The following is a 21,046-nucleotide window of genomic DNA, read 5'->3' on the forward strand; positions in this document are numbered from 1 at the left end:
GCTCAGCACGAACGGAGACACGAAGCTGGTTTTTGATATGCAGGACTCAATAGATTGTTAGAAAACTTCCAGGATGCGGAGGGAGGTGTGAACCTTTTTGCGGCGAGAGACGCCCATCTCGATGGAGACGCGATCGCCGGCTTTTTTCCCCAGAAGGGCTTTTCCGATGGGGGAGCTTGCGGACGCGATTTTGACCTGCTGGAGGTTTCCGTCGAACAGGCTTGAAAGGATCATGTAAAGGATCCGTCCTGTTTCGGTTCCCTGTTCGGTGCTTCGCACGAAATCAGCAAGCACGAAACTTCCGAGTTGGATTTTCTCGCCATCGGGCTTCGCGCAAAGGCTTTTGACGGATTTCAAGGTTTCCTGCAATTGTTCGAGAAGGGCGGCCAGACCGTCGGCGACGGCGCCGTACTCGTATTTGCGTGTGTCATACCGTGACTCCATCTTTCCGGGGGCATTGATGGAAATATCCTTGTTGCTCTGGTATGACTTGAACGTTTCAGCAATCTGCTCTTCGATCTGGCGGACGACATTGTCGATGATGACTTTCCTGTCTATCGTCATGGAAAGAGTCATATACCCACCTCCTGCTGTTCCAGTGTTTTTTCGTTTGTGACATCGGCCCACCAGGGAAACCTCTCGAGATACGACGGGCGGAAATAAAACTTCTTGTACCCGTTGACCATGAAGTCCATCAGTTGCTCATTGCTGCAATTTCTGTTGATGCTTCTCCGATGGGCAACATTATATTTCAGGACCGAATCCGCGTCGAACACTCCATGAACTTCAAGGGCTTTCCGACAGGCCCGTTCAAAAACAGTTAAACCGCTGTCCATATCAGGAACCCAATGAATGTATTCCAGAAGATCCGCCTTGGGGATACCGGCTTCAAGGAGTTCCCGTTCGAGCCGAGTTCCGGGAAACGATCGGACGAGGTAAAAATAAGCATGGCTGAGAGAGGAGGCTGCGGCGAAGTCGATCGTTGCCTGTATTTCCGCGGGTGTTTCCTCCGGATATCCAAGCATGAAGAAGGCCTTCGTTTCGATGCCGTATTCCCGGCACAGGGAAAGGGCCGCCGATGATTGCTCGACCGTGTGGCGTTTATTCATCCGCAGAAGGATGGTGTCTGTCCCTGATTCGAGGCCCAGCGTCAGGCGATAACAGCCAGACGCCGCGACGTCCTCCATGATCTCCGGCCTGATCGAATCAGCTCGAGCAAATGATCTCCAGGAAATCGAAAGACCGCGATTTCCGAGTTCCTGACGGAAAGAGCGGACATATCCCGGGTTCTGCAGGAAATTATCGTCGGCGAAATGGAACGAAGTGATGCCGTATTGCCGCTGACACTCCTGGATCTCATCCACGAGGTTCGTCACCGGCCTGAACCGGATGCGCCCCCCCGAAAGCGTTCGTCCCGAGCAGTAGTGACAGTCGAACGCGCATCCCCGTGAGGCCATGATTGACGTCTCTTTTCTTCCTTCTGTGGAAAAAGCCGGAAACGGCATTCGCGAGCGATCCACCGTCGGAATGATTCGGTCACGGCTTTTCATGGCGACGATCTTCCCGGACGCTTCGCCCATCTCACGGGGGGCCGCGCGATACCCGGCCAGGAACTCCGACCAGGTGCGTTCGGACTCGCCCTGAAAGAGAAGGCGAATTCCCGGGATCCTGCGCAGGCAGTCTTCCGGCTCGAGGGTGGGGTGTGCACCTCCCGCCACGATGAATATACGTTCCGGAAGGAGCATGACAATATCGCGGACGATATTGACCGTCGGGGACAGGATGTTGAATCCGAGAACGGCGGGGTTCAACTCCGTTATGATGCGGGCGGTTTCTCGGACGGACAGCCTCAGGGCTTCGGCATCGAGAATGGAACAGCCGATCCCGAGGTCTTTCGCTATCCGACTCAATGCGATGAGCCCGAACGGAAAGAGAACATCGTATCTGGGTTCCTCGTTTTCCGCATAGGCGTCGAGTGGGGAGTTGACCAGAAGGATGGGAACAGACCTCTCCCCGTTTTGAAGTGATTTGATGATGTCGTTATGCATACGTCGTCCTTTCTGCAGCGTTGACATGTCGATAAATGGCCTCGAGACAACGCTCGACGACCTCGCTGACCGGGCCGTCCGCAGAAACGTGGACGATCCCGGGGCCGCGCTGTTCGCGGTACGCCCTCGCAATGGTTTTTCTGATCCTGTCCGATGTTTCCCAAGCGGCGTCATGCGTCGGTCGACGCTGTGAAATGCGGTGTTTCTGGGTCTCGGGAGAAACATCAAGAACGATCGTCAGGTCGGGGCTGATCAATCCGTTCACGAACGACGCCGGAAGCGCCGTGTCACAACCCATGACGAGACCGTGATACAGGAACGTCGACATCAGCCACCGGTCGCAGACGATACCTGAATGGAGAAGAAGCGTTTTCAACTCGGCATCTGCCGCGGCGTTCCCGGCCATGTAATACAGGTAACGGGCGTATTCAAGCCCCGGCCGCTCGAACACGGCGCGGAAAGCCTGGTCCCTGAAGCCCTCCGGGGGTGTGGCATACGGGATATATCCCAGATGCTTTGCTATTTCGGGGATGGCGGTGGATTTCCCGCTTCCGTCCGGTCCCTCGAGAACGATAAATGGTTTCCTTCGGCCCATGGCATCAGCCATGGCGGCATTCACACCCTGGGCGCGCTCGTCTGAGTCGATGCAGACCGTCGGGAGCTTGCCTCCAACGGCGAGTTTCCGTGCGAGAGTGGCCGGGGAGTTTTCGTCGTGGAAGTAGATATTCGACGTTTTGACACCGCACGGCTGGATATACCAAGGGGAAACTCTGATGGATCGCCAGCATGATTCTTCGCAGATGCTGTATTCGGGGCATTCGTAGCATGCCGTCGGCCTGCTGAATGGATCGCCGGGCTTTGCCGAAATAGAGGCTCCGTCGACATCCCACAGAATGCTCGTGTAGCGGCTGGCCTTATCGATGACCGGCGAGGCGCGGCGATTCAGCTCGCGGAGGAGATTCCCGAAATGGGGAGAAGCGGATGAAGACCCTTTCCCGGGAACCTGGAGGAGCGGGAAAAACTTGATTTTCACTCCGTGCGTCCGGGAGAGGTCGATGTAGGCATCGAGTTGAGGGAGCAGGTCTTCGGCCGCGCACACATTCAAGTCGACCTTCAGGCCGGCGCTCCGGGCGGTTGAGATCCCGTTCATTGTTCTCGATATCCGCTCCATGGCCGATTTCTGCGTGACGCCCATGCACCTGGAGTAGGAAGCGGGATCGAGCGTGGGAAGGGAAACGCTGATGCTTCCGATTCCGAGATCGCCGAGCATCGCCGCACGTTCGGCCAGGAAAAACCCGTTCGTCGTGAGCTTGATCTTCCGGCAGGCCCCCATCGCCCTGATCGGCTCGACCTGGCGTCGGAGGGCATCCGGGGAGAGGAGGAGAGGCTCTCCGGAGCCGGCCAAGTGGACGGAGAAGTCGCCTTTGAGCAGACTCTGACAGAGCGCGATCCCTTCGGCAAGCGTTTTTCTGCCGCGCCCAGACGGGTTCTGCTGGAAAAAGTAGTCCTTATGGCAGAAGGAGCAGGCATAGTTGCACCGGAACGAACCGAACTCGGCGGCGACCACATCTGCCCTGAAATCCCAGGTTCCTGTCGTCTTCGTCGCGGTGTCCATGTCGGGCTCCTTTCACTGGCGTTCGTTCACCGGTTTCAAGGAACCGTCGCAAGCCCGGTTCATAAATAGATAAAAAAATAATTTATACGGATACTACATCCCGCCTTCTGGAACTCTCCGAAGCAGGTATGCCGGCGAAGCGCGGAAAATCATTGTTTCCATGCTGAATTCCTCGATGCATTTTTGAACCAGGAGAAGATCGGAGCCTTCAACGGGTAAAGGGTGAAGGCAACCGAAAGGGAGGACAGCCATGGAACACATGAACGAAGGCATGCTTTGCAGGGTGCTCAATTGGTCGTATGAAATGGCGCTGGACCCGGGCGTGCCCGGCGTGGATTCGGCGTATGACCTGGCGCGCCACTATTCGTGCGGTTCGCGGGGCCTGGCGGAGAACGTCGATTCCCTGATCCGGTGGCAGAACGCCAGGGCGGGAACGTCGGGGTTCGTGACCGGTCTCGGCGGGATCATCACTCTGCCCGCCGCGGTGCCGGCGAACATCTCGAGCGTTCTGTTCTTCCAGGTTCGCATGATCGCGGCCATCGCGATCATGGGCGGCCTCGACCCGCGCCAGGACCAGGTGAAAACCCTCGTGTTCGTCTGCCTCTGCGGCGCCGAAGCCGGGCAGATTCTGAAAAGCCTGGGCATCGAGCTCGGCAAAAAACTGACCGTCGAGGCGATCCGAAGAATATCGAAAGAAATACTCATTCAGATCAATCGGACCGTCGGCTTTCGCCTGATGACGAAGTTCGGAAAGCGCGGTCTGCTCAACCTCGGCAAGGCCGTGCCCCTCATCGGCGGCTTGATCGGCGGCGTCTGCGACCTGGTCTCCACCGACCTGATCGGCGGCGTCGCCAAGCGCGCCTTCCTCCAGCCCCCCATCCCCTGCCTTTTCGCCTGCTGACCCCGCACGAAATTCTTGAACCGGGAGCGGCTCGGCGCATTTGAGACGTTGAGGCCGATGAGGCGGCGAGGCTTCGAAGACGAGGAGGCGCCTTGGCAAGCGCCGGCAGAAGATAACCGCCGTCCCGCGCGGCGCACGCCTTGCGTCGGATGCATGAACGTTCGACGGGGCTTCAGGACATTTTCGAGGAGAATATGTGTGAGTATATTTAAGGACATCATCGATCAGTTGTACGCCGCGTTCTTCCAGGAACCGGCGCCCGCCCGGCAAACGCCGGTGCGACAGCCTGCCGCGCGACGCGGGGTCGCCCCGGCCGCTCCCTTCCGACCGACGACCTCCCGTCGCCCGGCTCCGGCGAACTCCCGGCCGAAAGTCTCGACGCCCCCCCGCCCGGCTGTAATGCCGGGAACCCGGGTCCATCAGATCATCAACCCGGAGGGGGAAATCTACACGATCGACACGATTTCTCCGCGATCTTCCTTCTATGGGCCGTACTGGGACGCCATCTGTCATTCGCAGAACGAAAAATGTCCGATCCGCGCCAGGATCGGCAACTCGAAACACAGTCGTACGGGTGAACATTCCGGGTATACCGTGCGTGTCGGGAACGTGCCCTGCTTCCTTCCTGCTTCCAGGGGCGGAGTCGGGTTCGACGGCCAGGCCGCCCGCGAAGTGCATGTCCGGGTCATCTCGATCGACCCGAACAACCGGCAGATCGTCGTCGAAAGGGCGTTCGAGGCCGACCCCGAATGGAATGCGGGCAACAGGAGGCTCCGGAGCGCCGTCGAGAAGCGCCGCCCCATTCGCGCCAGGATCGTCAGGCTCATGCGGAACCGGAATGACAATCCCGCAGGCCTGCTTGCCCGGAGCGATGGGCAGGATATCTTCGTGCCGGCCTCGATGTCGATGCAGGTCGTGACCTTTCCCGAGGAGTCCCTGGCGAATCTGCCCATCCTGGTCGTCGTCACCGAATGGAATGAGGGGCGGCGGGAGTTCATCGGCAGTATCGAGGAAGCCTACCGGCACACCTCCCGGGGCGCCCCGGCGCCATCGGTCAATTCGGTTAGCGTCGGTCTCTCGCTGATCGTCGACGGAGACATCCTCACAGTCCTTCTTCCCGGCAACTGCCTCGGCTATATCGACGCGAACACGATCGTGAACGTACCCGCGGAATCCCGGACGGAGCTGTGCGGAACCACGATCAAGTGTTTCGTGACGTCGGAAATCCGGGGCGCCTTTCCTCGATCGTTTCGGGTGAAGCTGGTCGTCTGATTCTTTTGAACCGGGCTTCGCATGACGTCTTTTTGGATGTGTGAAACCTCAAGCACGAAGGAGAAGCGAAAAATGTTCAACAAAGATAAAAAGTATATAAATAAATATATAACAACTTGCCGAGATACGGAAGACAACGGATATTCATCGATTCCTCGCGTCAGGATCGGGCTTGATGGAGTGCCGGCACTGATCGGAGGGAGCCCCGACGCCGTCTCCCGGGCCGATTCGTTCCGCGAACGCACCTGGGGCGCCCAGACCTGGTATCAGCGGCTTCCGGGGCGGCTGCAGCAGGAAGTCGACCTGATGGCCCGGAAGTTCCCGAAGTTCGTACTCCAGGTCGCCGAAGAGCCTCGCCAGTTCAACGGCCAGACCGTCGTCCGCGCCGGCGAGGCCCACTGGATCGGCAGGCTCCGCACGCATGCCGGCAACATCTACGCGGTCGTCATCACCTATCCCGACGGCTACCCCAACGACCAGGCGAAGGCGTTCGTCGTCCAGCCGCACATCGTGTCTTCGCCGCACCGCTACGGAGACGGCCACCTGTGTCTGTACAGCAACGACCATGGCGGCGGCGGCCAGGGCTTCACGGCCGAGGTGACCACCGCCGTCACCTACGTCGGCTGGGTGTCCGCCTGGCTGCATGCCTATGAAATCTGGGTCCGCAAGGGCGTCTGGCCGGAAGCCAAAAAGCGTGCCTGAAGCCGTTCTCTCTCCGAGGCCCGGTCCCCGAATCCGACCAAAGTGTATATGAAGGAGTATATAATATGCCCAAACGCACAGGCTTTTCCTCTCGGCCGCATATCATCGTGACGGATGCGGCGCTCCGGGCCATCCGAGAAACGTCGGCCCTGCACCCGGCGACCGAGTGCGGCGGCCTTCTTCTCGGCATCCGACGCGGCGACACATGGGTCGTCGCCGTCGCCACCGGCCCAGGCAACACGGCCCGCATGTCGTACGCGCAGTTCAGCCCCGACATCGAGTTCGCCCGGGCCCAGCTCCGGTATTTCGGCGCCCGGTACGGGTATGAATATCTCGGCGAATGGCACAAGCACCCCGCCGGAATGATGTGCCCGAGCGGGACCGACCGCCGCCAGGCCGCCGAGATCATCCGGCAGGAAGGCCTGGAATACGGCTTCCTCGCCGTCATCGCCGCCCCGATGAGCGAGAACCGGTCGGTCCTGGGCGTCCAGGCGTTTCTCATGGATTCCCCCGACGAAGCGTTCCGGCAGGTGGTCTACGGCGTCCATCCGTCGGCGATTCCGCAGGAGCCCCCGCCCGAGATTTCCCGGGCGTATCTCGACGAAACTCTGCTCGGCAATCTCCGCCCCGGCGTGACGGAATGCGTCGTCCGCGGCCGGTTCGACCAGGCGAGCGGAACCGCCCATTTCGGAAGCGGACTCGAGGGGGAGCTTTCGGCGAAGATCGTCGCCTCCGGCGCCGCCGGGAACGAGGCCGACATCGACCTGGACGCCTTCGACCTGATCATGATCGTCGATCCGGCCGGAAACGTCCGGGCATACCAGTTCTGCGACGCGGCGCCGCGCGAAGTGCCCCTTCGCCTGTACGACCCGGCGCGAGACGTCTTTCGGCGCAACGGGGGCCTCGCCTCGACCGCCGTCCTTCCCGGAAAACACGTCGTGATGATCGGGGTCGGCAGTGTAGGCTCCCAGGCCGCGCTGGAGTTCGCCCGCGCCGGCGTCGGCCGCCTGACGCTGGTCGATCCCGACCGCCTGGAGCCCGAAAACGTGTGCCGGCATGCCTGCAGTCTGGCCGATCTCGGCCGGTTCAAGGTCGATGCCGTGGCGGAGCGCGTCCGCCGGATCAAGCCCGACTGCGTTGTCGATGCCAGGCCCCTCGACGTGATGAACGAGCGCGAACTGCTCGAGGAGCTGTTCGACGAGGCCGACCTCGTGTTCGTCAGCACCGACACGAACGGCTCCCGCGGCCTGGTGAACGAGCTCGCCTGGCAGGCAGGCGTCCCGTCGGTCTACGTTTCCCTGCTCGAACGGGCCGATCGCGGCTATTGTCAGCGGATCATCCCTGGCACGACGCCCTGCCGGTGGTGCCTGAACGGCGACCAGCCCGACGTGCCGACGGGGGAGTTCGCCTACACGGCGGTCGAGTCGGAGCGTGACGTCTACATCCAGCCGGGGCTGTCGACCGACATCGGCATCGTGACCCTGCTCGGGGTGCGGATGGCGCTCGATACCCTGACCCCCGGCACGGGGTTCCCCTACGACCTGGTGTTCTGGAACAACCGCTCGCGGGAAACCGGCGAGCCCGGCTTTTCGTTCGTTCCGCGGCTCGAGGCCCGCGCCGGATGCCCGGTCTGCGGAACCGGTCTGTCGCAGGCCGTGCCGGTGGGGAGCCTGCCGCTTTCCGAACTCGTGACGGTCTCGGACACGGTGTTTCCCGACGATCTGGAACCCGAGGAACTGCCCGCGGGCGAGGCTGAGATCGGTGCAGAGAAGGAGCAGACGGCATGAACGGATGGAACGACGAGCTGGAAACCGGCCCGGGCGCATACGCCGACGGAGCTGACGAGAGCGGCGTCTTCGAAGTGGTCAATCCCGAGGGCGAAGTGTACCTCGTCGACACAGCCACGCCGGGATCTCCGCATTACGGCCCGGACTGGGCGGCGCTCTGCCGCTCGTATCTGACCGGGAGCTTCGTCGCCGGCACGATCTTCGAGGAGGTGCGGTCGAGGGCCGGCGAGTTCGCCGGATACCGGGTGCGCGTCGGGCAGATCCGCTGTTTTCTGCCGGCGAGCCGGGCTTCGGGTCTGTCGGGGCCGGGCGGAAAGACGCTGGTGGTCGCGGCGGTCCAGGACATCGATCCAAACAGCCGCAACGTGACCCTGGCCGAGGTTCGGACGACGCGGGACATGGATGTGGACGAGGTGAACGACCTGCTGGCGCACATCGAAACGGCCAGGCGGTACCGGCGCGGCCTGAGGTGCAGGGTTCTGGGCCTCGCCTGCAACCGGGCCGGCCAGCCCCGCGGGATGCTCGTCGATCTCGGCGGGCTGGAGGGATTTTTGCCGGAGCACCTGTGCATGGGGCTGACCGAACTCGACCCCGAACAGTTCGTCGACCTGCCGGTGCTGGTGGAGGTGACGGGCGTCGACCGGGAGCGGATGCAGTACCGGGTCAGCATCCGGCGCGCCTACCAGCGCCGGGTCGGGACCAGGCTCGCGCCGGTTCCGGGAACGGTCGCCCACGGCCTCGTTCTCACGGCGGAACGCGACCGGCTTCTCGTCGCCCTGCCGCGCGGGACCGTCGGGGTGGTTCGGGACGCCGAGCTGGCGCGGATAGGGGTTGCCGCCGAAAACTGGCGCGACCTCTGCGGCAGGGTTCGAGCCTTCCGCGTTGGGGATCGGCTCGAGGGGCCCGAAGGGCCGGCGATCTATGACCTCCATCTTCCCGACGCTCCGCGGCGATCCGAGCCCCGGCTTCACATTCCGGGATATTTCGGGGAGGATGACGGAAGCAGTGAATCCGCGCCGGAAACGGCGTGTGAACCTGATCCCGTCATGGGCACTGAAAGCCCGTACGGCGCCGTCGTTCCCAGCGTCTACTACACGGATGCGAGTTTCCGGCGTGGCCACCGGCGCGCCAGTTTTTCGATCGTGGGATTCTGCCGGCCGCCCGCCGTTCCGGATGACCTGGTGCGGGACGTGCTTCTCGAGGCCGAGGAGACCAGCGATCCCGATATCTGCGGCTTCACCGGCGTCATCCGGGCCCTGGGGGTCACGGAGACCGAGCTGATGGGCGTGTGGGCCTGTGCCGTGCTGGCGGCCCCGTCGATCGGGGAAAACGGGCGCCTGGTCATCTATACCGACAACCTCGACGTGGTGCATGCCGTCCAGGACGTCGCCTACCGCGGGCCGTACCGCGACATCGTCGCGAAGATCCGCGCCGTCCTGCCGAAGGGCCGTCTCGCGGTGCGGAAGGTCAAGGGCCATGCCGGCATCGACGGCAACGAGTGGGCCGATTACCTTGCGAAGCGGCGCATGCAGAAGCTTGCAGATGAATCTTCCTCGTCCATTCGCACAAAAATTGAACCCGATCATCCCGGCCGTCTTTCTTCCATCGACGAACGGTGAGTTCGATCTCATTTCACGAACCAAGGAGCATGAATATGAGCAACTTCAATCCTTTCCGGAACAATCCTCCCCGCCCGAAGAACAACCGCTTTTCGAACTCCCAGCCGGAGAACGGCGACCCCCTCGACATCGAAGACCTGCTGGTGAACGGCACGGCGAAGGCCAAGGTCATGCCCGACGGTCGGATCGTCCACTCCCGCGAAGGCCACCAGGTGGAAGGCGGGACGAACCTCCTCAAGGACCGCGTGTGGGGTTGCGCCTGAAACGGTCGTCTTTTTCCCGTCCCGCGAACGAGCGGAAGGAGAGTCGATATGCTGAAGAATATATATAAAGTAATATCTATATTCATCATGACGGCGCTCCTCGTCTGCTGTTTCGCCGATCCGGCATCGGCACAGCCGATGACGACTGTGGCGATCAAAAAGGTACCGCCGTCGAAAATTGGGGTCATCATCAGATTCGTTCGGCTCCTACTGGTGGCGAAGGACCGGTATGACAAGTTCCGGCGCTGGTCGCCGCCCCTGCCTCAGAACTCGGGCGGGCACTGGCTCGGAAGTCTCCTGGCGCTGGTCGCCTGGGTCGCTTTCGATGTCGATGCCGACCCGGTTATCGAGCCGAAGCCCCTGCGCGGGTTCGGCGCGTATTTCGAACAGCCCCCCTCTCCCGTTCTTCCGGCGTATCTCCGCCCGGGGCCGGACGGCCTCTGATCGCTTGCTTGAAAGGGGTTGCATCATGAGAAACGCTTTCATCGCCTGCATGCTTCTCTGCGTCCTCATCGTGATCGCCCACCTGGTCGACGCCCGCAAGGCCACTCCGGCCCCCGTTCAGGCCGAGGCCCCGTCGGTGCGGCCGGCCGCGCCTGTCAGCCATGCGAAGCTGATCGACATGGTCGGTCAGCGGGTCGCGTATTTCCGGCGCGAAGAGAAGCGAACTCTGATTCCCGAGATCAATCGAGCCTTTTCAGGCTTTTTTGGCGGTTGTGAGAGCAGGATCGAGACGTTTCTCGACTGGCAGTATTCATATCGTGCGAAGTTCAACGGCGCATGGAACGGTGTCTGCAACGTCTGCGAGAAAGGCGGAAACTGGGCGAAGAGCCTGCTCGGCTACGAGACCAGGCCCGCCATCGACCGGAACGAGGTCATGTGCCGGGAAAAGTTCGCGGAGCTGGTTCTTTCCGAGAGCCAGCTGACGGGCTGTATCGGAGAGGCAAGCGACCGCTTCCAGAGCACGCTCGTCCGGCACTCGATGGATTTCATCACCCAGCTGAACGTGGACCTGTCGAAAGCTCTCTCACGGGAGTTCGGCATCCAGATGTCCGAACAGGAAATCCAAAAAGCGTTCAGCATCATGCTCGACCGGCTCCGGCTGTCCTCGGAGTTGCAGAAAGGCGTGGGGAGCGCGGTCATCGGCGTTCTTGCCGCCGAGTACATCGGGGCTTCCGCCGGCGCGTTCGTCGAGATGGCGATGAAAACCTGGATGGTCGGCACGTGGTATGCGCAGTTGTCGACGTCCGGCCAGATCATGGCCTACATGGGGCTGATCCAGGCGCCTACCTCCATGCTGACCGGGGCCGTCGGCGGCGCGGTGAGCATGGGCGTCGGGCTTCTTGCGATGGCCGCCGTCGACTGGGTGTTCGAATGGTATACCAGGCCGGATGTCAAGGCGAAGATCGTTTCGTCTCTGCGGGGGCTTCATGCCGGCCTCTGGTCGGGAAGCGCGACCGCGAAAGGCATGAGCGCTCTCTGCGATGAAGCCATCGACGACGTTTCCGACGCCATCGAGCGGCTCTACCGGCAGGCCATCGAACAGGTTCTCAGGGAAAGAGGCCTGATCAGCTGACGATCGCCGCCGCCACCAGTGCATTTTTCCCGGGCGGAAGATTTTTATTGTCCTGTTCCGCGACGGACGTGACGAAAAAATGAGCCTACGCGGCTTTCAGCGCGGTTCTTGCCGCTCTCGAGAGAAAGGATGATCGGGAAAGACCGTGCTTCTGAACAAAAGAATCGATTTCGTGCAGGAGGTTTTCTGGGATCGTGATGTTGATCCGCTTGGCCCGACTTTCGAAAGCCGACAGATCAACGTCTACCATCACCCAGATACCACCGGAAAAGTCGGGGTTCTTCGCAAGAGTTTCGATATCGGATGCCTTGGGAATCGCTTCTCCTTCGTCCAGATGACATTCGATCGCTTCCTGGACATTCTTGATGGCTTCCTCGAGCGTGTTGCCGGAAGTGAAACACCCGGGAAAATCAGGAATGGTGACACCAAAACAACTTTTCTTGTCCTTGTGGACGACGACGGGAAACAACATGCCTTACCTCCTCTTCCAGCCGGCTTGCCGGTAGATGCTTCGAAGTGTGCTCAACGGGAAATCCTTCGAAGGATGTTTGACCGTGACCTTTCCCGGCTTGGTCAGATGCTTGAACTGGTGATGACTTCCCTTTGTCGTGGCCAGATACCAACCGTCTTCTCTGAGCCTCTTCAGAATTTCTGCGCTCTTCATGTGTGTAAGTATACACACTCCTTCGGGGCGAGTCAATTTCCGGTCGACGAACAAAGCGGATGACTGCGGAGGTTTCTATCCCTGATTTGGTGGGGTTTGGCTTCCTTCAGGCAATGTTTCGTCGAGAACATCCGCCATCGACCCGGGCGAAAGAGCCGAGGGTGAGGCTTTTCTCGAGAAGCTGTCTGGAGATCCGGCGGCCGCATGCGCACCAGGTCGCGAAATGCTCGCAGTTGTTCCGGAGCAGATCGTAACCTCCGAACGTCGTTCCCAGCGCGGCTCTGGCTCGCCGAACCGCCTCCGCCCGCCCGTCGGGAAACGCCACCCGGTCGTCCGTGTGAACGCCGAGCACCCCGCCCGCCACGCTGTCGAGAAAGGTGCCCCGCTCGAACTCCGCGAGCGTGGTTCGCCGGATGCGCGCCGAAGACGGGGTCGGCCCCGTGAAATGGATCACCTTTCCCCGTCCGTCGTAGACGCCGTAATGCCGGTAGCGCTCGAAATTCAGCATCAGCCTCAGCCCCGGCGGAAGAAGAGGCGTGCCTGCGACGAGCCGGAACGCCGCCGCCAGAAGACCGGTCTGCTCGGGTTCGACGGACAGGAACCGGCCGTCGACGGCTTCCACGACTCGCGACGTCATACTGCGAAACACGTAGATCACGCTTCCGGGCCGGATGTTCATCTCGTCCTCCCTTGCCGGTTCACGGTGTATCCTCTTCGACAATGGAAAGGGCGCCATCCCCCCGCCGGTTCAAAAAGAAGTTTTCACAGAAAGTGATATAGAATGGCGAAGTTTCCTGGATGTGATCAGGAAAGAATCGAAGAAATTTGGAGGATTGCCCGGTTGTGGAATACTTTCACGATGAAAAAAATCGCATACAGGCTGATATTGCGTATCGTCTTGGCTGGATTGCCCATCAGTATTCGACGCTCAATCTTCCCGAGTCAAAAAATTACTCCTCCACCCTGGATATCTGCATCCTTCAAAATCTCTTGACCAATTGCGTGGAGTTGATCAAGGCGATGAGTGAGAAAGAATTAAAGAATATACTATTCAAAAGGAGGATCTCCCACGAACCATTCTGGTCTCTGGTGATTGATGATATTCGGCAAAATACATTTCAAGAGGAGCCGCCAACGGTTCGCGATATACTATGGCATTTGAGAAACTCTCTCAGTCATCCCACCCCGGTCGATCTCTCTTCTTCATATCCGTCTACCGGGTTCACGACGATCCCGAATAAAACAGACATTATCAGCACATACGCCTTCGTCGTATCGCCTGACACGATAAAAAACAGACCGAAATATTACAAGACCGAGGAGAAAGCACTCGAGGCTCTCGACAAAGTGAAGGACGGGAGCTTTCCGAAAAGCGTCTCGATCGGTCGCTCGGTTTCGGGTGAGTATTCATTTTTTCGCGAGGGAAAACCCTTTGCGCGAATATTTCAGATCAACCTGACACCGGCAAAACTGCATGTGCTTGTCCTGGAGCTGAGTAATTATCTGGCCCAGCCGATACAGGAAAAATGGGATGGCTACACGATCACTTCTTTGATCGCATGAGGTGTCGTCGCGCCCGAGCCCAAGGCCTTCCTACATCCCTCTCTCCTAGCTCTTCTCATGCGGCGCCGGATTTTAACAGGCATCCGATGCTTGTCCTGAGCCTGTCGAAGGGACGTGAACCACTCGTGCTTCGACAAACTCAGCACGAGCGGTAACGCTAAACCGGCTTTTAATATCTGAAACTTCATAACGGACAATGATGAAACGGCCCCGCCAGGGTGAACCGGCGGGGCCTTCTGCCATTGACGCGAACCAATGAGAACGGCTGAATCAGGATTTACACGGACTGCGCAAGGCGGTGACCGTATCCCGGAACTCCTTCTTTCGCTTGTCGGAACAGCCCCATTTTATCGTCTTTTCCAGGATGTCCGCGGCATCGGCGCGATCTTGGGAAAGTTGCCACGTGAGGGCTTTTTTGATGAACCCGAGGCGGACGTCATCGAAGGGGCACCCGGCTTTATACCCGGCCACGGACTGAGCTTTCTCGAACTGGGCCTGGAATGCTCGAAGTTCCTTTCGCTCTTCGGTGAGCGCCGCGAGTTCGCGCTTTTCCCGATCTTCTTTGCGGGTTCGTTCTATAGAGATCGCGATATTCGCTTGTCCCTGGATATCCAGTTTCAGGGCGCCGTATCCGATGGCGGTTTTCGCGCCGAACCCCAGCCATTTGCAGGCAAAGGCGAGAAGCTTCCCGACGACGTCATTCATCCCGATCTGGGAAGGGAACGGCGTATTTCGGGCCTGGATGACGAACTGGAACTTCGTTTCTGCCGGAATGGCGAGGAACGGGATAGGATTGGGACTGCCGGAATCGTGGGGCGACTTGCCCGATTGATAGTAATCGGAATAATGCGGCGTCATGACTTCGACGCACATCTCACCCTTCGGGGTGACGGGGATGACATCCCAGAACGTCAGACTGCCCCGCGTATGAATCGAGTTTCTGAACTTCTTGTCTTCGCCGAGCCTTCGAAGAAACGTCTCCGGGGCTTTCAGACACGCTTCACGTTCATCCCGTTCGATCTGGAGGCTCGAGATGAACTCCTTCAGATCGGGCCGCTTTGCAATTTCCGGAATCTGGTCTTCGTACGCTTTCTGCCATGCGCGGTCTTCGTCGGTGGCATTCTTTTTCGGAAAGGTCGAGCAACCCTCTCCTTCGAAGCCGAACAGACGCCAGACATCGAGGAGACAGAACTCAGGAAACGGCCGATTGGAATGGTATTCATCCGGGAAGAGCGCGAGGTGCTCAGCCGCACGCCGCATGACCCCCTTGACGCCGGAGCCGCTGAGATACGGGATCCCGTACGGGGTCAGAAACGCGAACCCGTTTCCAAGAGGATGCTCGTTTCCGAGGCCGGTGGTGAAGGGCGCCTGGGAGATACAGGGAAAGATCATGCAGTCATTGCCCGACGTCGTCGCCAGTATTTCCTGACGTTTGACAAGCGATTTGGCAAGCTCTGCGACGTGCCCTTTCATCGACAGAATGCGAGAGAGCGCCTGCCCCTTTTCTTTCGTTGTCGGCACCCACGCGGCTTCCCAGATCGGCAGAAACAGGCTGAATCGATGGCCTGGAGGTATATCGGCCTGTGTCAGAACTGATTGGAGATAGTTCGGCGCGGCAGGAATCAACATCGTTCCCTCCTTTTCATCCCTGGGTGGCTGCGAGCTGTCTGAGCCATTTGAGGAAGTCCAGCGCTTCGTTCGTCGCCTGCATATACGTATCAGAATTGAATTGCACGATTTCATTCATCGCGGCGTTGAACTCATCGGAAGTGACGAGACGGCGCTCTTTCAGCCACCCAAGAAGCGCAGTGACGAGATGGTTTCCCTGCTCCGTCTTGCGGGAATTCCAGAAAGCCAGAGCGGCCATCAGGCCATTCCCCATGATGAGTGCGGGTGCGCCCTTGGCAAGACTCGTGAAATCATTGGGAGATGCCTTTGCCTTCTCCCAGGCAAATTTGGCTCGCTGTTGTTCGAGGCTCATCGTCAGTTCTCCTTTCCGTTCCCCGCCGTCACGGCGGTGACGAGAACGAGACCGCGGCCGGTGGTCGCGTCTCCGCCCATCTGGACCAGAGTCCCACCGATTCCCGCGAGGTCGCCCTCGCCCTGGAAAATAGCCGTCAGAGCCTCAGCCGCTTTTCGACGCGTATTCGATTCCTTGCCTTTCGTCCGTTCGATCGAGGCGAGCGTCAGGCCGGCGAGAATGCTTTCGGGCGGCAGATTTTCGGTATAAAACAGAGCGCCGTTCGCCGCGGTTCCCGTGGTGTCGTCGATCTTCACATGGGGTTCCACCGCGGTGCAGTGTCGAACGAAATAATCGAAATCCGTATTATTGAGAACAACGAGATCTTCACGAAGCTTCTTTTGGAAGTATTCGAAATGGGTCGAGTCGGGAAGGCAGGTTTTCGCGAGCCATTCGGCGATCGGCTTGATATCCGGCCCGGTGGCGGCTTTGGAAAACTCGTACGACTCGAGGTATACCTTTCCCTGCAGAATCTGCGAGTCCGTGGCGACGAGAGCCTGGCCTTGCTGGACCGCCGGAACCTGCCACGCGACCTTCGCGCCCGCATTCGCCGCCAGCCGCTCGAGGCGCGCCAGGGCATAGGGGCATGTAACATAAGCATAGGTATTTTTCAGCGAGCGGACGGGGAACGCGACGAGATGGGCGTCGGTGAACGAGACGGCGCCGGCATGGAGTTCCTTCGCGCTCGTGTCGGACCCGAACAGTTCATCGATCGTCTTCTGCTTTTCCCCGCCCCATACATGGGTGAGATGGTGGCGGACGGCGCCCTTGATGCCGGCGCCGTTGATCACGGGATGATTGCTGTGGACTTCCCGCTGGATGGGGTTGTCGATCGCGCCGACGGCGGTTCCGGCTCCCATGTGGAGGGGCGTGGTGCAGTAATAAAATACCAGATTCTTTTTTTCAAACATATCGTGCTCCTTTTCAAAAAACCTTCATGCGATACGCTTCAGACAACAAGCGGCGAAAACGGCAAAGCCTCTCTACCGCTTCATTCGATCCAGACCCCAAGATGTGCCCTGTTGAAGCCCTCGGCCCGATGGACCGAGGCTTCACCATCTGTCCAAAGACCGTTTTCCACCCAGGATGCGAGGGCGTCTACCTGGCCGTCGAACTCGTCGAACCAGTAGACCGAACCGGCAGGAACGGCGCGGAGCGCCGGCTTGGGGGCTTCTCTGGCGAGGTCCCAGCCGGAAACCGTTTCACTGCCTGCCAGTGCCGCGCATGCCAGACGCGCCGAAAAGCCCTTGCCTCGCAGGCGGTAGGTGCCGTCGATGTTTTCAACCAGGCTGGGGACCCAGCCGGTGTTGAAAATGCCCGGCGTGACCATGACGAGCCGGAAGGCCCCCGTAGAGCGGATGCGCTCGACGGGCGGCGGCGCCATCTTCCATGTGCAGAGGCGGTAGTCGGCCCCTCTTCCGTCTCCGGCGAGTCGGAGACCGCCGCATTCAGGCAGGGATGTACCGACGCCCTCGATGCCGACGAGGAAGCCAACGCCATTGTGAAGACTGATCGCATTCGACGTAAACAGCTTTCCGTCGGCGGCGGTTCTCGTCTGGCCGTCAAGGGCAATGCCGAGACGAAGTTCGCTTTTCCAGAGCGCGCCTGACGCGTGAAGCTCCGTTGAAGGCGGAATTTTACCGGCGAGGGTGTCGTTCCAGCCTTTCTCGGTGAGCCAGAGGGAACCCAACGGCTTTTTTTGCGGTGCCTGAAGAATCGGAACCAGCGGCAAACGCGAGGAGAGCCGGGTGTGATCGAGCGGTTTTTCCGGTTTCAGGCGTCGAAGAATCAGCCCTTTCTGGTCATCAAAAGCGAGAAGATCGGCGGGAAGCGGGTGAAGAGGGGATATGGCTCCCTGGACGTTCCGCGCCAGGGCGACCAGAGTGATGCGGAAGGAGCCGGGTTTGGCGGCGGAGCCGAGGATCGCTGAAACGACGGCATCCGAAGGGGCATCGCCGCGCTCGACGGCGGGGAGAGATTCCGGGTGAGCCGCGGCGAGCGAACTCCTGAACGCGCCGGCAAAGACGGAGGGACGGGGCGGCATGATCGTCTGGCCGGATTCGGCGCCACTGCTTCCGAAATGATGGTTTCCGCGGGGAAACATGACGTCGCAAGGGGTGACGAAGTAATAGGCGGTCATTTCTTGCTCCCTTCGCTGAGAATTTCCCCCGAGCGGGATTCCCGGGCAAGGAATTCGGCGACCGAAAGGAGCCCTATGAGGCTCTCTCCGCGCTTCTCGGCAGGAACGGACGACGAGTTCCAGATCGCGTGAACGGTTTTCACGGCCGTTTCCGGGCTTCCCTTATGCCGCTGGAACTGGTGTGCGAGCAGGGCCTGGGCTATTTCCCGTGACGAAGCGGCCGTGGGGTCGCTTTCGACGGGCAGGTCCTTCAGCCACTCGGCGGCCGCATACGCGGCCCGGCGCGACAGGTCGGAATTGATGGAAAACTCGCTCTTCAGGCTCTGGAGAACACCGAACGTCGAGTTTTCGCACATCGTCGCCCGCGTGGGGGTGGCGTTCGTCTCGGCCCACCAGCGGTCGGTGAAAGAGACCTCGCCGCCGCTTCGTTTCAGGACCCTGATGCAGAAGGCGTTCCGGCCGGCCTTCTTGGCCGTCTGTTCAGCCTCGCGAAGCGACCGGAGGGCGATGGTGAGGGGAGTCTGGTGGTGAACCACGACCGCACCGATCGACGCGGTGGCTTTTTCTCCCATCATCTGCATGAGCCGTGTGTCGAGCCGGGCAAAGCCGTTCTTCAGGAACAGGGCCTTGCGATGCGCCGTCGCAGGGAATTCCGCCTCGATGCCGCTGTAGCCGAGTCTGAGACCGATCATCGCGTCGAGAAGTTCGTCGACCGAAACCATCGCCAGAACGTCATCGCCGCCGGCGTAGAGCAGTTTCCCCTTGCACAGGTCTTCCATGATGAAGGGGGCGAGGACGCTCGAGAAGGAGTTGAGGGCCTGGGATATCGCGGCATGGCGACCCGGCGAGCTCGGTCGCAGGGCTTCGAGATAGGCTCTGAGGTCGTCGGACTTCGGTGCGGCCCGTTCGACGGCGGATTTGATCTGAGGGTGCCAGCAGGCTTTGTATGGCAAACGATATTTGTCTTCGTTTCCGGCAAGCCAGGCCCCCATAAAGTCACCGTCCATCAGAATCAGGGCGTAATATTTTTCGATCGACCGGCCCGCGACGTTTTTCACCAGTCTGCTCAGATGCTCATATGCCGACGTGGTGCGGTCATCGAAGGCCGAAACATCTTCCGAAATTCGATCGAACGCTGCAGGCAGAGTCCTGATAACCTCTCGAACCAGCGGGCTTCCGGATGGGATTCTGCGCATCAGTTTCCGGGGAAGGGCCACCGAATGGATATTCTCCGGTATCGCCTTCTGCAGGTCTCTGAAGGGTTGTGCCTCCGTGTCTGCGCGATCGATCAGATGCTCGAGGGTCGTCGCCAATGCCATGGCGTGGGTGCTCACCACGTAACGATGGACGCCCTCGAGTCCGGCGACGTCCTTCACGCGATCGACGAAAATCGCCGGCCACAGGCGCTTGAGGGCGCAGACCCCGCAGAGGTGTTCCCCCTTCTTGATGCCGAGCTTGCCGGCCGCCCCGTTCCAGATCGTGGCGATCTCGCGCCGATCGCCGGGAGGGATCGACAACGACTCCGCAGACCCCGAGAGCCACTCGCGTTCGCCGCACAACGTACAGCGGAACCCGGTCTGCTCGAGTTGGTCGAAGGTGCGTGCGGTTTTCGCGGTTGCCAGCATCCGTTCCGAGAGTGAAAATATTGAAGGATATAATATTCCTGGGTTCGGTTCGAAGAACTTGACGCCGTCGAGGGTGATGTTTTTGCTGAGGACCTTCCAGACGGGTTGTCCGAAGAAATCATCCGGGGTCCCCTGCTCGACGCAGGCATGAAAAGAGGAGACCAGCTTGTCGAGATCGTTTCCGGCGCAGGTGCCGGGCCACTCGACGGCCGCCCAGAACACGTGAGGGAAGCCTGCGAGCTGTTTCTCGATCTGGTCGAGCCAATGTCCCGTATCCTGGCCGGACACTCGTTTTGCCGCTTCGATGGCCCATGCGCGTGCGGCATTGCGTGCGGCAGTGCAGGCTTTTTCGGCAAGCTCGCCGGCCTTCGAGCGGGGAACCAGCGCGAGGAACTTGTTGGGAAGGGCCGCCGCGAAGAGCGGGTTTTCGTCCGTGGTTTTCTTCAGCCAGTCACTGCCTTTGAAGCGTTCCCGCCAGGCGTCTTTCGCACCCGCCGCTTCGGCGAGGCCGAGAAGCCAGGCATCGACGACCGCAAGCCCGCGAAGTTGGGGGAAAAGGAAAGCATCGGGGCCGATTTCCTCGGCGATCGCCCGCATCGCTTCCCAGACGAGCATCGAAAGCAGGTGAGAGCCGGACCAGAGATCCGACGTCGAACGGGCCTGGGCGATGAATCCCTGCACGGGGCCGAAGCTCATCGAAAGAAGCGCCGGGCCGTCGTTTCCTTCCATCGCCCCGGCAAAGGCGGAAACTGTGTCGAGGTGGTTCCAGATCGAGTGATCGGGAACCCGCGTGTCGGCCGGAAGGACTCGCCACAAGGCATCCAGGCCTGGCCGGCCGAGTTCCGAGCCGAACCGCCAGAAGGCAAGGCAGGTAAGCCGGTCGTCACCGTGGCCGAGTTGGATCAGGCTTCGGAAATGCTCCAAGCTGACGGCTTTCACCTGCTGATAGTCGAGCTCGCCAAGGCTTTTCAGATCGAATTCCCGGCCGGTCAGGGGGTGGATGAGAACCGGTTTGTCAGCGAACCGGACCTGGGTCCAGGGTGCGAACCTGCCGTCGGCCTCGTTGCGCGGCCACTGAGGGCGGTCTGCGGCCGACGACCAGCGGTCGGCGGTTTTCACGTCGTCATCAGGAGTGTCGAGCTTGAGTTCGGCCCGGAGGTTTTTGATCGTGCCGCCTTCATGGCCGCTCGGATCCTGGAGAAGAACGAGCGCCTTTTCAGCGGGATCGTGAAGCCAGGCCGTCAGTTTTTT

Annotated in this window: 20 protein-coding genes; 9 read left to right on the forward strand and 11 right to left on the reverse strand. The window is 60.3% G+C overall.

The features are described 5' to 3' along the window. Positions 1–57: 57 nt before the first annotated feature. The 3 genes from PLU72_19155 to PLU72_19165 form a co-directional block, all read right to left on the reverse strand. Positions 58–576: a GreA/GreB family elongation factor gene (locus PLU72_19155; protein HOT30299.1), complete on the reverse strand. Its 519-nt coding sequence runs from the start codon at positions 574–576 to the stop codon at positions 58–60. After that, positions 573–1,457 carry a radical SAM protein gene (locus tag PLU72_19160; protein ID HOT30300.1) on the reverse strand — a complete coding sequence of 295 codons (885 nt, stop codon included), beginning with the start codon at positions 1,455–1,457 and terminating at the stop codon, positions 573–575. The genes PLU72_19155 and PLU72_19160 overlap by 4 nt, the downstream gene beginning before the upstream one ends. A 583-nt stretch (positions 1,458–2,040) precedes the next feature. Next, entirely contained in the window at positions 2,041–3,663 is a 1,623-nt protein-coding gene (locus PLU72_19165; GenBank protein HOT30301.1) for a radical SAM protein, read from the reverse strand. Positions 3,664–3,913: 250 nt separating this feature from the next. Between PLU72_19165 and PLU72_19170 the strand changes: the two genes are divergently transcribed. The 8 genes from PLU72_19170 to PLU72_19205 all read left to right on the forward strand — a co-directional run bounded on the left by PLU72_19170 (position 3,914) and on the right by PLU72_19205 (position 11,783). Further along, positions 3,914–4,564 carry an EcsC family protein gene (locus PLU72_19170; protein ID HOT30302.1) on the forward strand — a complete coding sequence of 217 codons (651 nt, stop codon included), beginning with the start codon at positions 3,914–3,916 and terminating at the stop codon, positions 4,562–4,564. A gap of 198 nt (positions 4,565–4,762) precedes the next feature. Then, entirely contained in the window at positions 4,763–5,836 is a 1,074-nt protein-coding gene (locus PLU72_19175) for a hypothetical protein (protein HOT30303.1), read from the forward strand. A gap of 180 nt (positions 5,837–6,016) precedes the next feature. Next, positions 6,017–6,538, forward strand: a complete 522-nt coding sequence (locus PLU72_19180; protein HOT30304.1) for a hypothetical protein — start codon at positions 6,017–6,019, stop codon at positions 6,536–6,538. A 65-nt stretch (positions 6,539–6,603) separates the two neighbouring features. Then, positions 6,604–8,325, forward strand: coding sequence for a ThiF family adenylyltransferase (locus PLU72_19185; protein HOT30305.1), 1,722 nt, complete (start codon positions 6,604–6,606; stop codon positions 8,323–8,325). Further along, complete coding sequence (locus tag PLU72_19190; protein HOT30306.1) at positions 8,322–9,944, forward strand: hypothetical protein; 1,623 nt, start codon at positions 8,322–8,324, stop codon at positions 9,942–9,944. The genes PLU72_19185 and PLU72_19190 overlap by 4 nt, the downstream gene beginning before the upstream one ends. A 35-nt stretch (positions 9,945–9,979) precedes the next feature. After that, complete coding sequence (locus tag PLU72_19195; GenBank protein HOT30307.1) at positions 9,980–10,207, forward strand: hypothetical protein; 228 nt, start codon at positions 9,980–9,982, stop codon at positions 10,205–10,207. A 48-nt stretch (positions 10,208–10,255) separates the two neighbouring features. Further along, on the forward strand, positions 10,256–10,651 hold the full coding sequence (locus PLU72_19200) for a hypothetical protein (protein ID HOT30308.1): 396 nt from the start codon (positions 10,256–10,258) through the stop codon (positions 10,649–10,651). A 25-nt stretch (positions 10,652–10,676) separates the two neighbouring features. Next, the gene (locus PLU72_19205) at positions 10,677–11,783 is read left to right on the forward strand and encodes a hypothetical protein (GenBank protein HOT30309.1); all 1,107 of its coding nucleotides are present in this window, start codon (positions 10,677–10,679) and stop codon (positions 11,781–11,783) included. 85 nt (positions 11,784–11,868) lie between these two features. On the opposite strand, the gene PLU72_19210 is transcribed toward PLU72_19205, so the two are convergent. The 3 genes from PLU72_19210 to PLU72_19220 form a co-directional block, all read right to left on the reverse strand. After that, positions 11,869–12,255 (reverse strand): type II toxin-antitoxin system HicB family antitoxin, encoded by a 387-nt coding sequence (locus PLU72_19210; GenBank protein ID HOT30310.1) that lies wholly within the window; start codon positions 12,253–12,255, stop codon positions 11,869–11,871. 3 nt (positions 12,256–12,258) lie between these two features. Beyond that, a complete protein-coding gene (locus PLU72_19215) occupies positions 12,259–12,447 on the reverse strand; it encodes a type II toxin-antitoxin system HicA family toxin (GenBank protein ID HOT30311.1) in 189 nt (62 codons plus the stop codon). Positions 12,448–12,553: 106 nt separating this feature from the next. After that, a complete protein-coding gene (locus PLU72_19220) occupies positions 12,554–13,126 on the reverse strand; it encodes a lecithin retinol acyltransferase family protein (GenBank protein ID HOT30312.1) in 573 nt (190 codons plus the stop codon). Between the two features lie 164 nt (positions 13,127–13,290). Between PLU72_19220 and PLU72_19225 the strand changes: the two genes are divergently transcribed. After that, the gene (locus tag PLU72_19225) at positions 13,291–14,010 is read left to right on the forward strand and encodes a hypothetical protein (GenBank protein HOT30313.1); all 720 of its coding nucleotides are present in this window, start codon (positions 13,291–13,293) and stop codon (positions 14,008–14,010) included. 270 nt (positions 14,011–14,280) lie between these two features. On the opposite strand, the gene cmr6 is transcribed toward PLU72_19225, so the two are convergent. From cmr6 to cas10, 5 genes are all read right to left on the reverse strand, one after another. Next, positions 14,281–15,639 (reverse strand): type III-B CRISPR module RAMP protein Cmr6, encoded by a 1,359-nt coding sequence (cmr6, locus tag PLU72_19230; GenBank protein ID HOT30314.1) that lies wholly within the window; start codon positions 15,637–15,639, stop codon positions 14,281–14,283. Between the two features lie 13 nt (positions 15,640–15,652). Beyond that, positions 15,653–15,991 (reverse strand): type III-B CRISPR module-associated protein Cmr5, encoded by a 339-nt coding sequence (cmr5, locus tag PLU72_19235; GenBank protein HOT30315.1) that lies wholly within the window; start codon positions 15,989–15,991, stop codon positions 15,653–15,655. A 2-nt stretch (positions 15,992–15,993) separates the two neighbouring features. Next, entirely contained in the window at positions 15,994–16,941 is a 948-nt protein-coding gene (gene cmr4, locus PLU72_19240) for a type III-B CRISPR module RAMP protein Cmr4 (GenBank protein HOT30316.1), read from the reverse strand. Positions 16,942–17,021: 80 nt separating this feature from the next. After that, positions 17,022–18,170 carry a type III-B CRISPR module-associated Cmr3 family protein gene (locus PLU72_19245; protein ID HOT30317.1) on the reverse strand — a complete coding sequence of 383 codons (1,149 nt, stop codon included), beginning with the start codon at positions 18,168–18,170 and terminating at the stop codon, positions 17,022–17,024. After that, positions 18,167–21,046, reverse strand: a 2,880-nt coding sequence (gene cas10 / locus PLU72_19250; protein ID HOT30318.1) for a type III-B CRISPR-associated protein Cas10/Cmr2, incomplete at its 5' end; no start/stop codon positions are given. The genes cas10 and PLU72_19245, both read right to left, overlap by 4 nt.

The organism is Candidatus Ozemobacteraceae bacterium (genome assembly GCA_035373905.1).
GTDB lineage: Bacteria > Muiribacteriota > Ozemobacteria > Ozemobacterales > Ozemobacteraceae > MWAR01.

Excerpts from the sequence above, each read along its gene's own strand:
- PLU72_19155 (HOT30299.1), bottom strand. The coding sequence starts at position 576 with ATGACTCTTTCCATGACGATAGACAGGAAAGTCATCATCGACAATGTC.
- PLU72_19160 (HOT30300.1), bottom strand. The coding sequence starts at position 1,457 with ATGGCCTCACGGGGATGCGCGTTCGACTGTCACTACTGCTCGGGACGA.
- PLU72_19165 (HOT30301.1), bottom strand. The coding sequence starts at position 3,663 with ATGGACACCGCGACGAAGACGACAGGAACCTGGGATTTCAGGGCAGAT.
- PLU72_19170 (HOT30302.1), top strand. The coding sequence starts at position 3,914 with ATGGAACACATGAACGAAGGCATGCTTTGCAGGGTGCTCAATTGGTCG.
- PLU72_19185 (HOT30305.1), top strand. The coding sequence starts at position 6,604 with ATGCCCAAACGCACAGGCTTTTCCTCTCGGCCGCATATCATCGTGACG.
- PLU72_19190 (HOT30306.1), top strand. The coding sequence starts at position 8,322 with ATGAACGGATGGAACGACGAGCTGGAAACCGGCCCGGGCGCATACGCC.
- PLU72_19195 (HOT30307.1), top strand. The coding sequence starts at position 9,980 with ATGAGCAACTTCAATCCTTTCCGGAACAATCCTCCCCGCCCGAAGAAC.
- PLU72_19200 (HOT30308.1), top strand. The coding sequence starts at position 10,256 with ATGCTGAAGAATATATATAAAGTAATATCTATATTCATCATGACGGCG.
- PLU72_19205 (HOT30309.1), top strand. The coding sequence starts at position 10,677 with ATGAGAAACGCTTTCATCGCCTGCATGCTTCTCTGCGTCCTCATCGTG.
- PLU72_19210 (HOT30310.1), bottom strand. The coding sequence starts at position 12,255 with ATGTTGTTTCCCGTCGTCGTCCACAAGGACAAGAAAAGTTGTTTTGGT.
- PLU72_19215 (HOT30311.1), bottom strand. The coding sequence starts at position 12,447 with ATGAAGAGCGCAGAAATTCTGAAGAGGCTCAGAGAAGACGGTTGGTAT.
- PLU72_19220 (HOT30312.1), bottom strand. The coding sequence starts at position 13,126 with ATGAACATCCGGCCCGGAAGCGTGATCTACGTGTTTCGCAGTATGACG.
- cmr6 (HOT30314.1), bottom strand. The coding sequence starts at position 15,639 with ATGTTGATTCCTGCCGCGCCGAACTATCTCCAATCAGTTCTGACACAG.
- cmr5 (HOT30315.1), bottom strand. The coding sequence starts at position 15,991 with ATGAGCCTCGAACAACAGCGAGCCAAATTTGCCTGGGAGAAGGCAAAG.
- cmr4 (HOT30316.1), bottom strand. The coding sequence starts at position 16,941 with ATGTTTGAAAAAAAGAATCTGGTATTTTATTACTGCACCACGCCCCTC.
- PLU72_19245 (HOT30317.1), bottom strand. The coding sequence starts at position 18,170 with ATGACCGCCTATTACTTCGTCACCCCTTGCGACGTCATGTTTCCCCGC.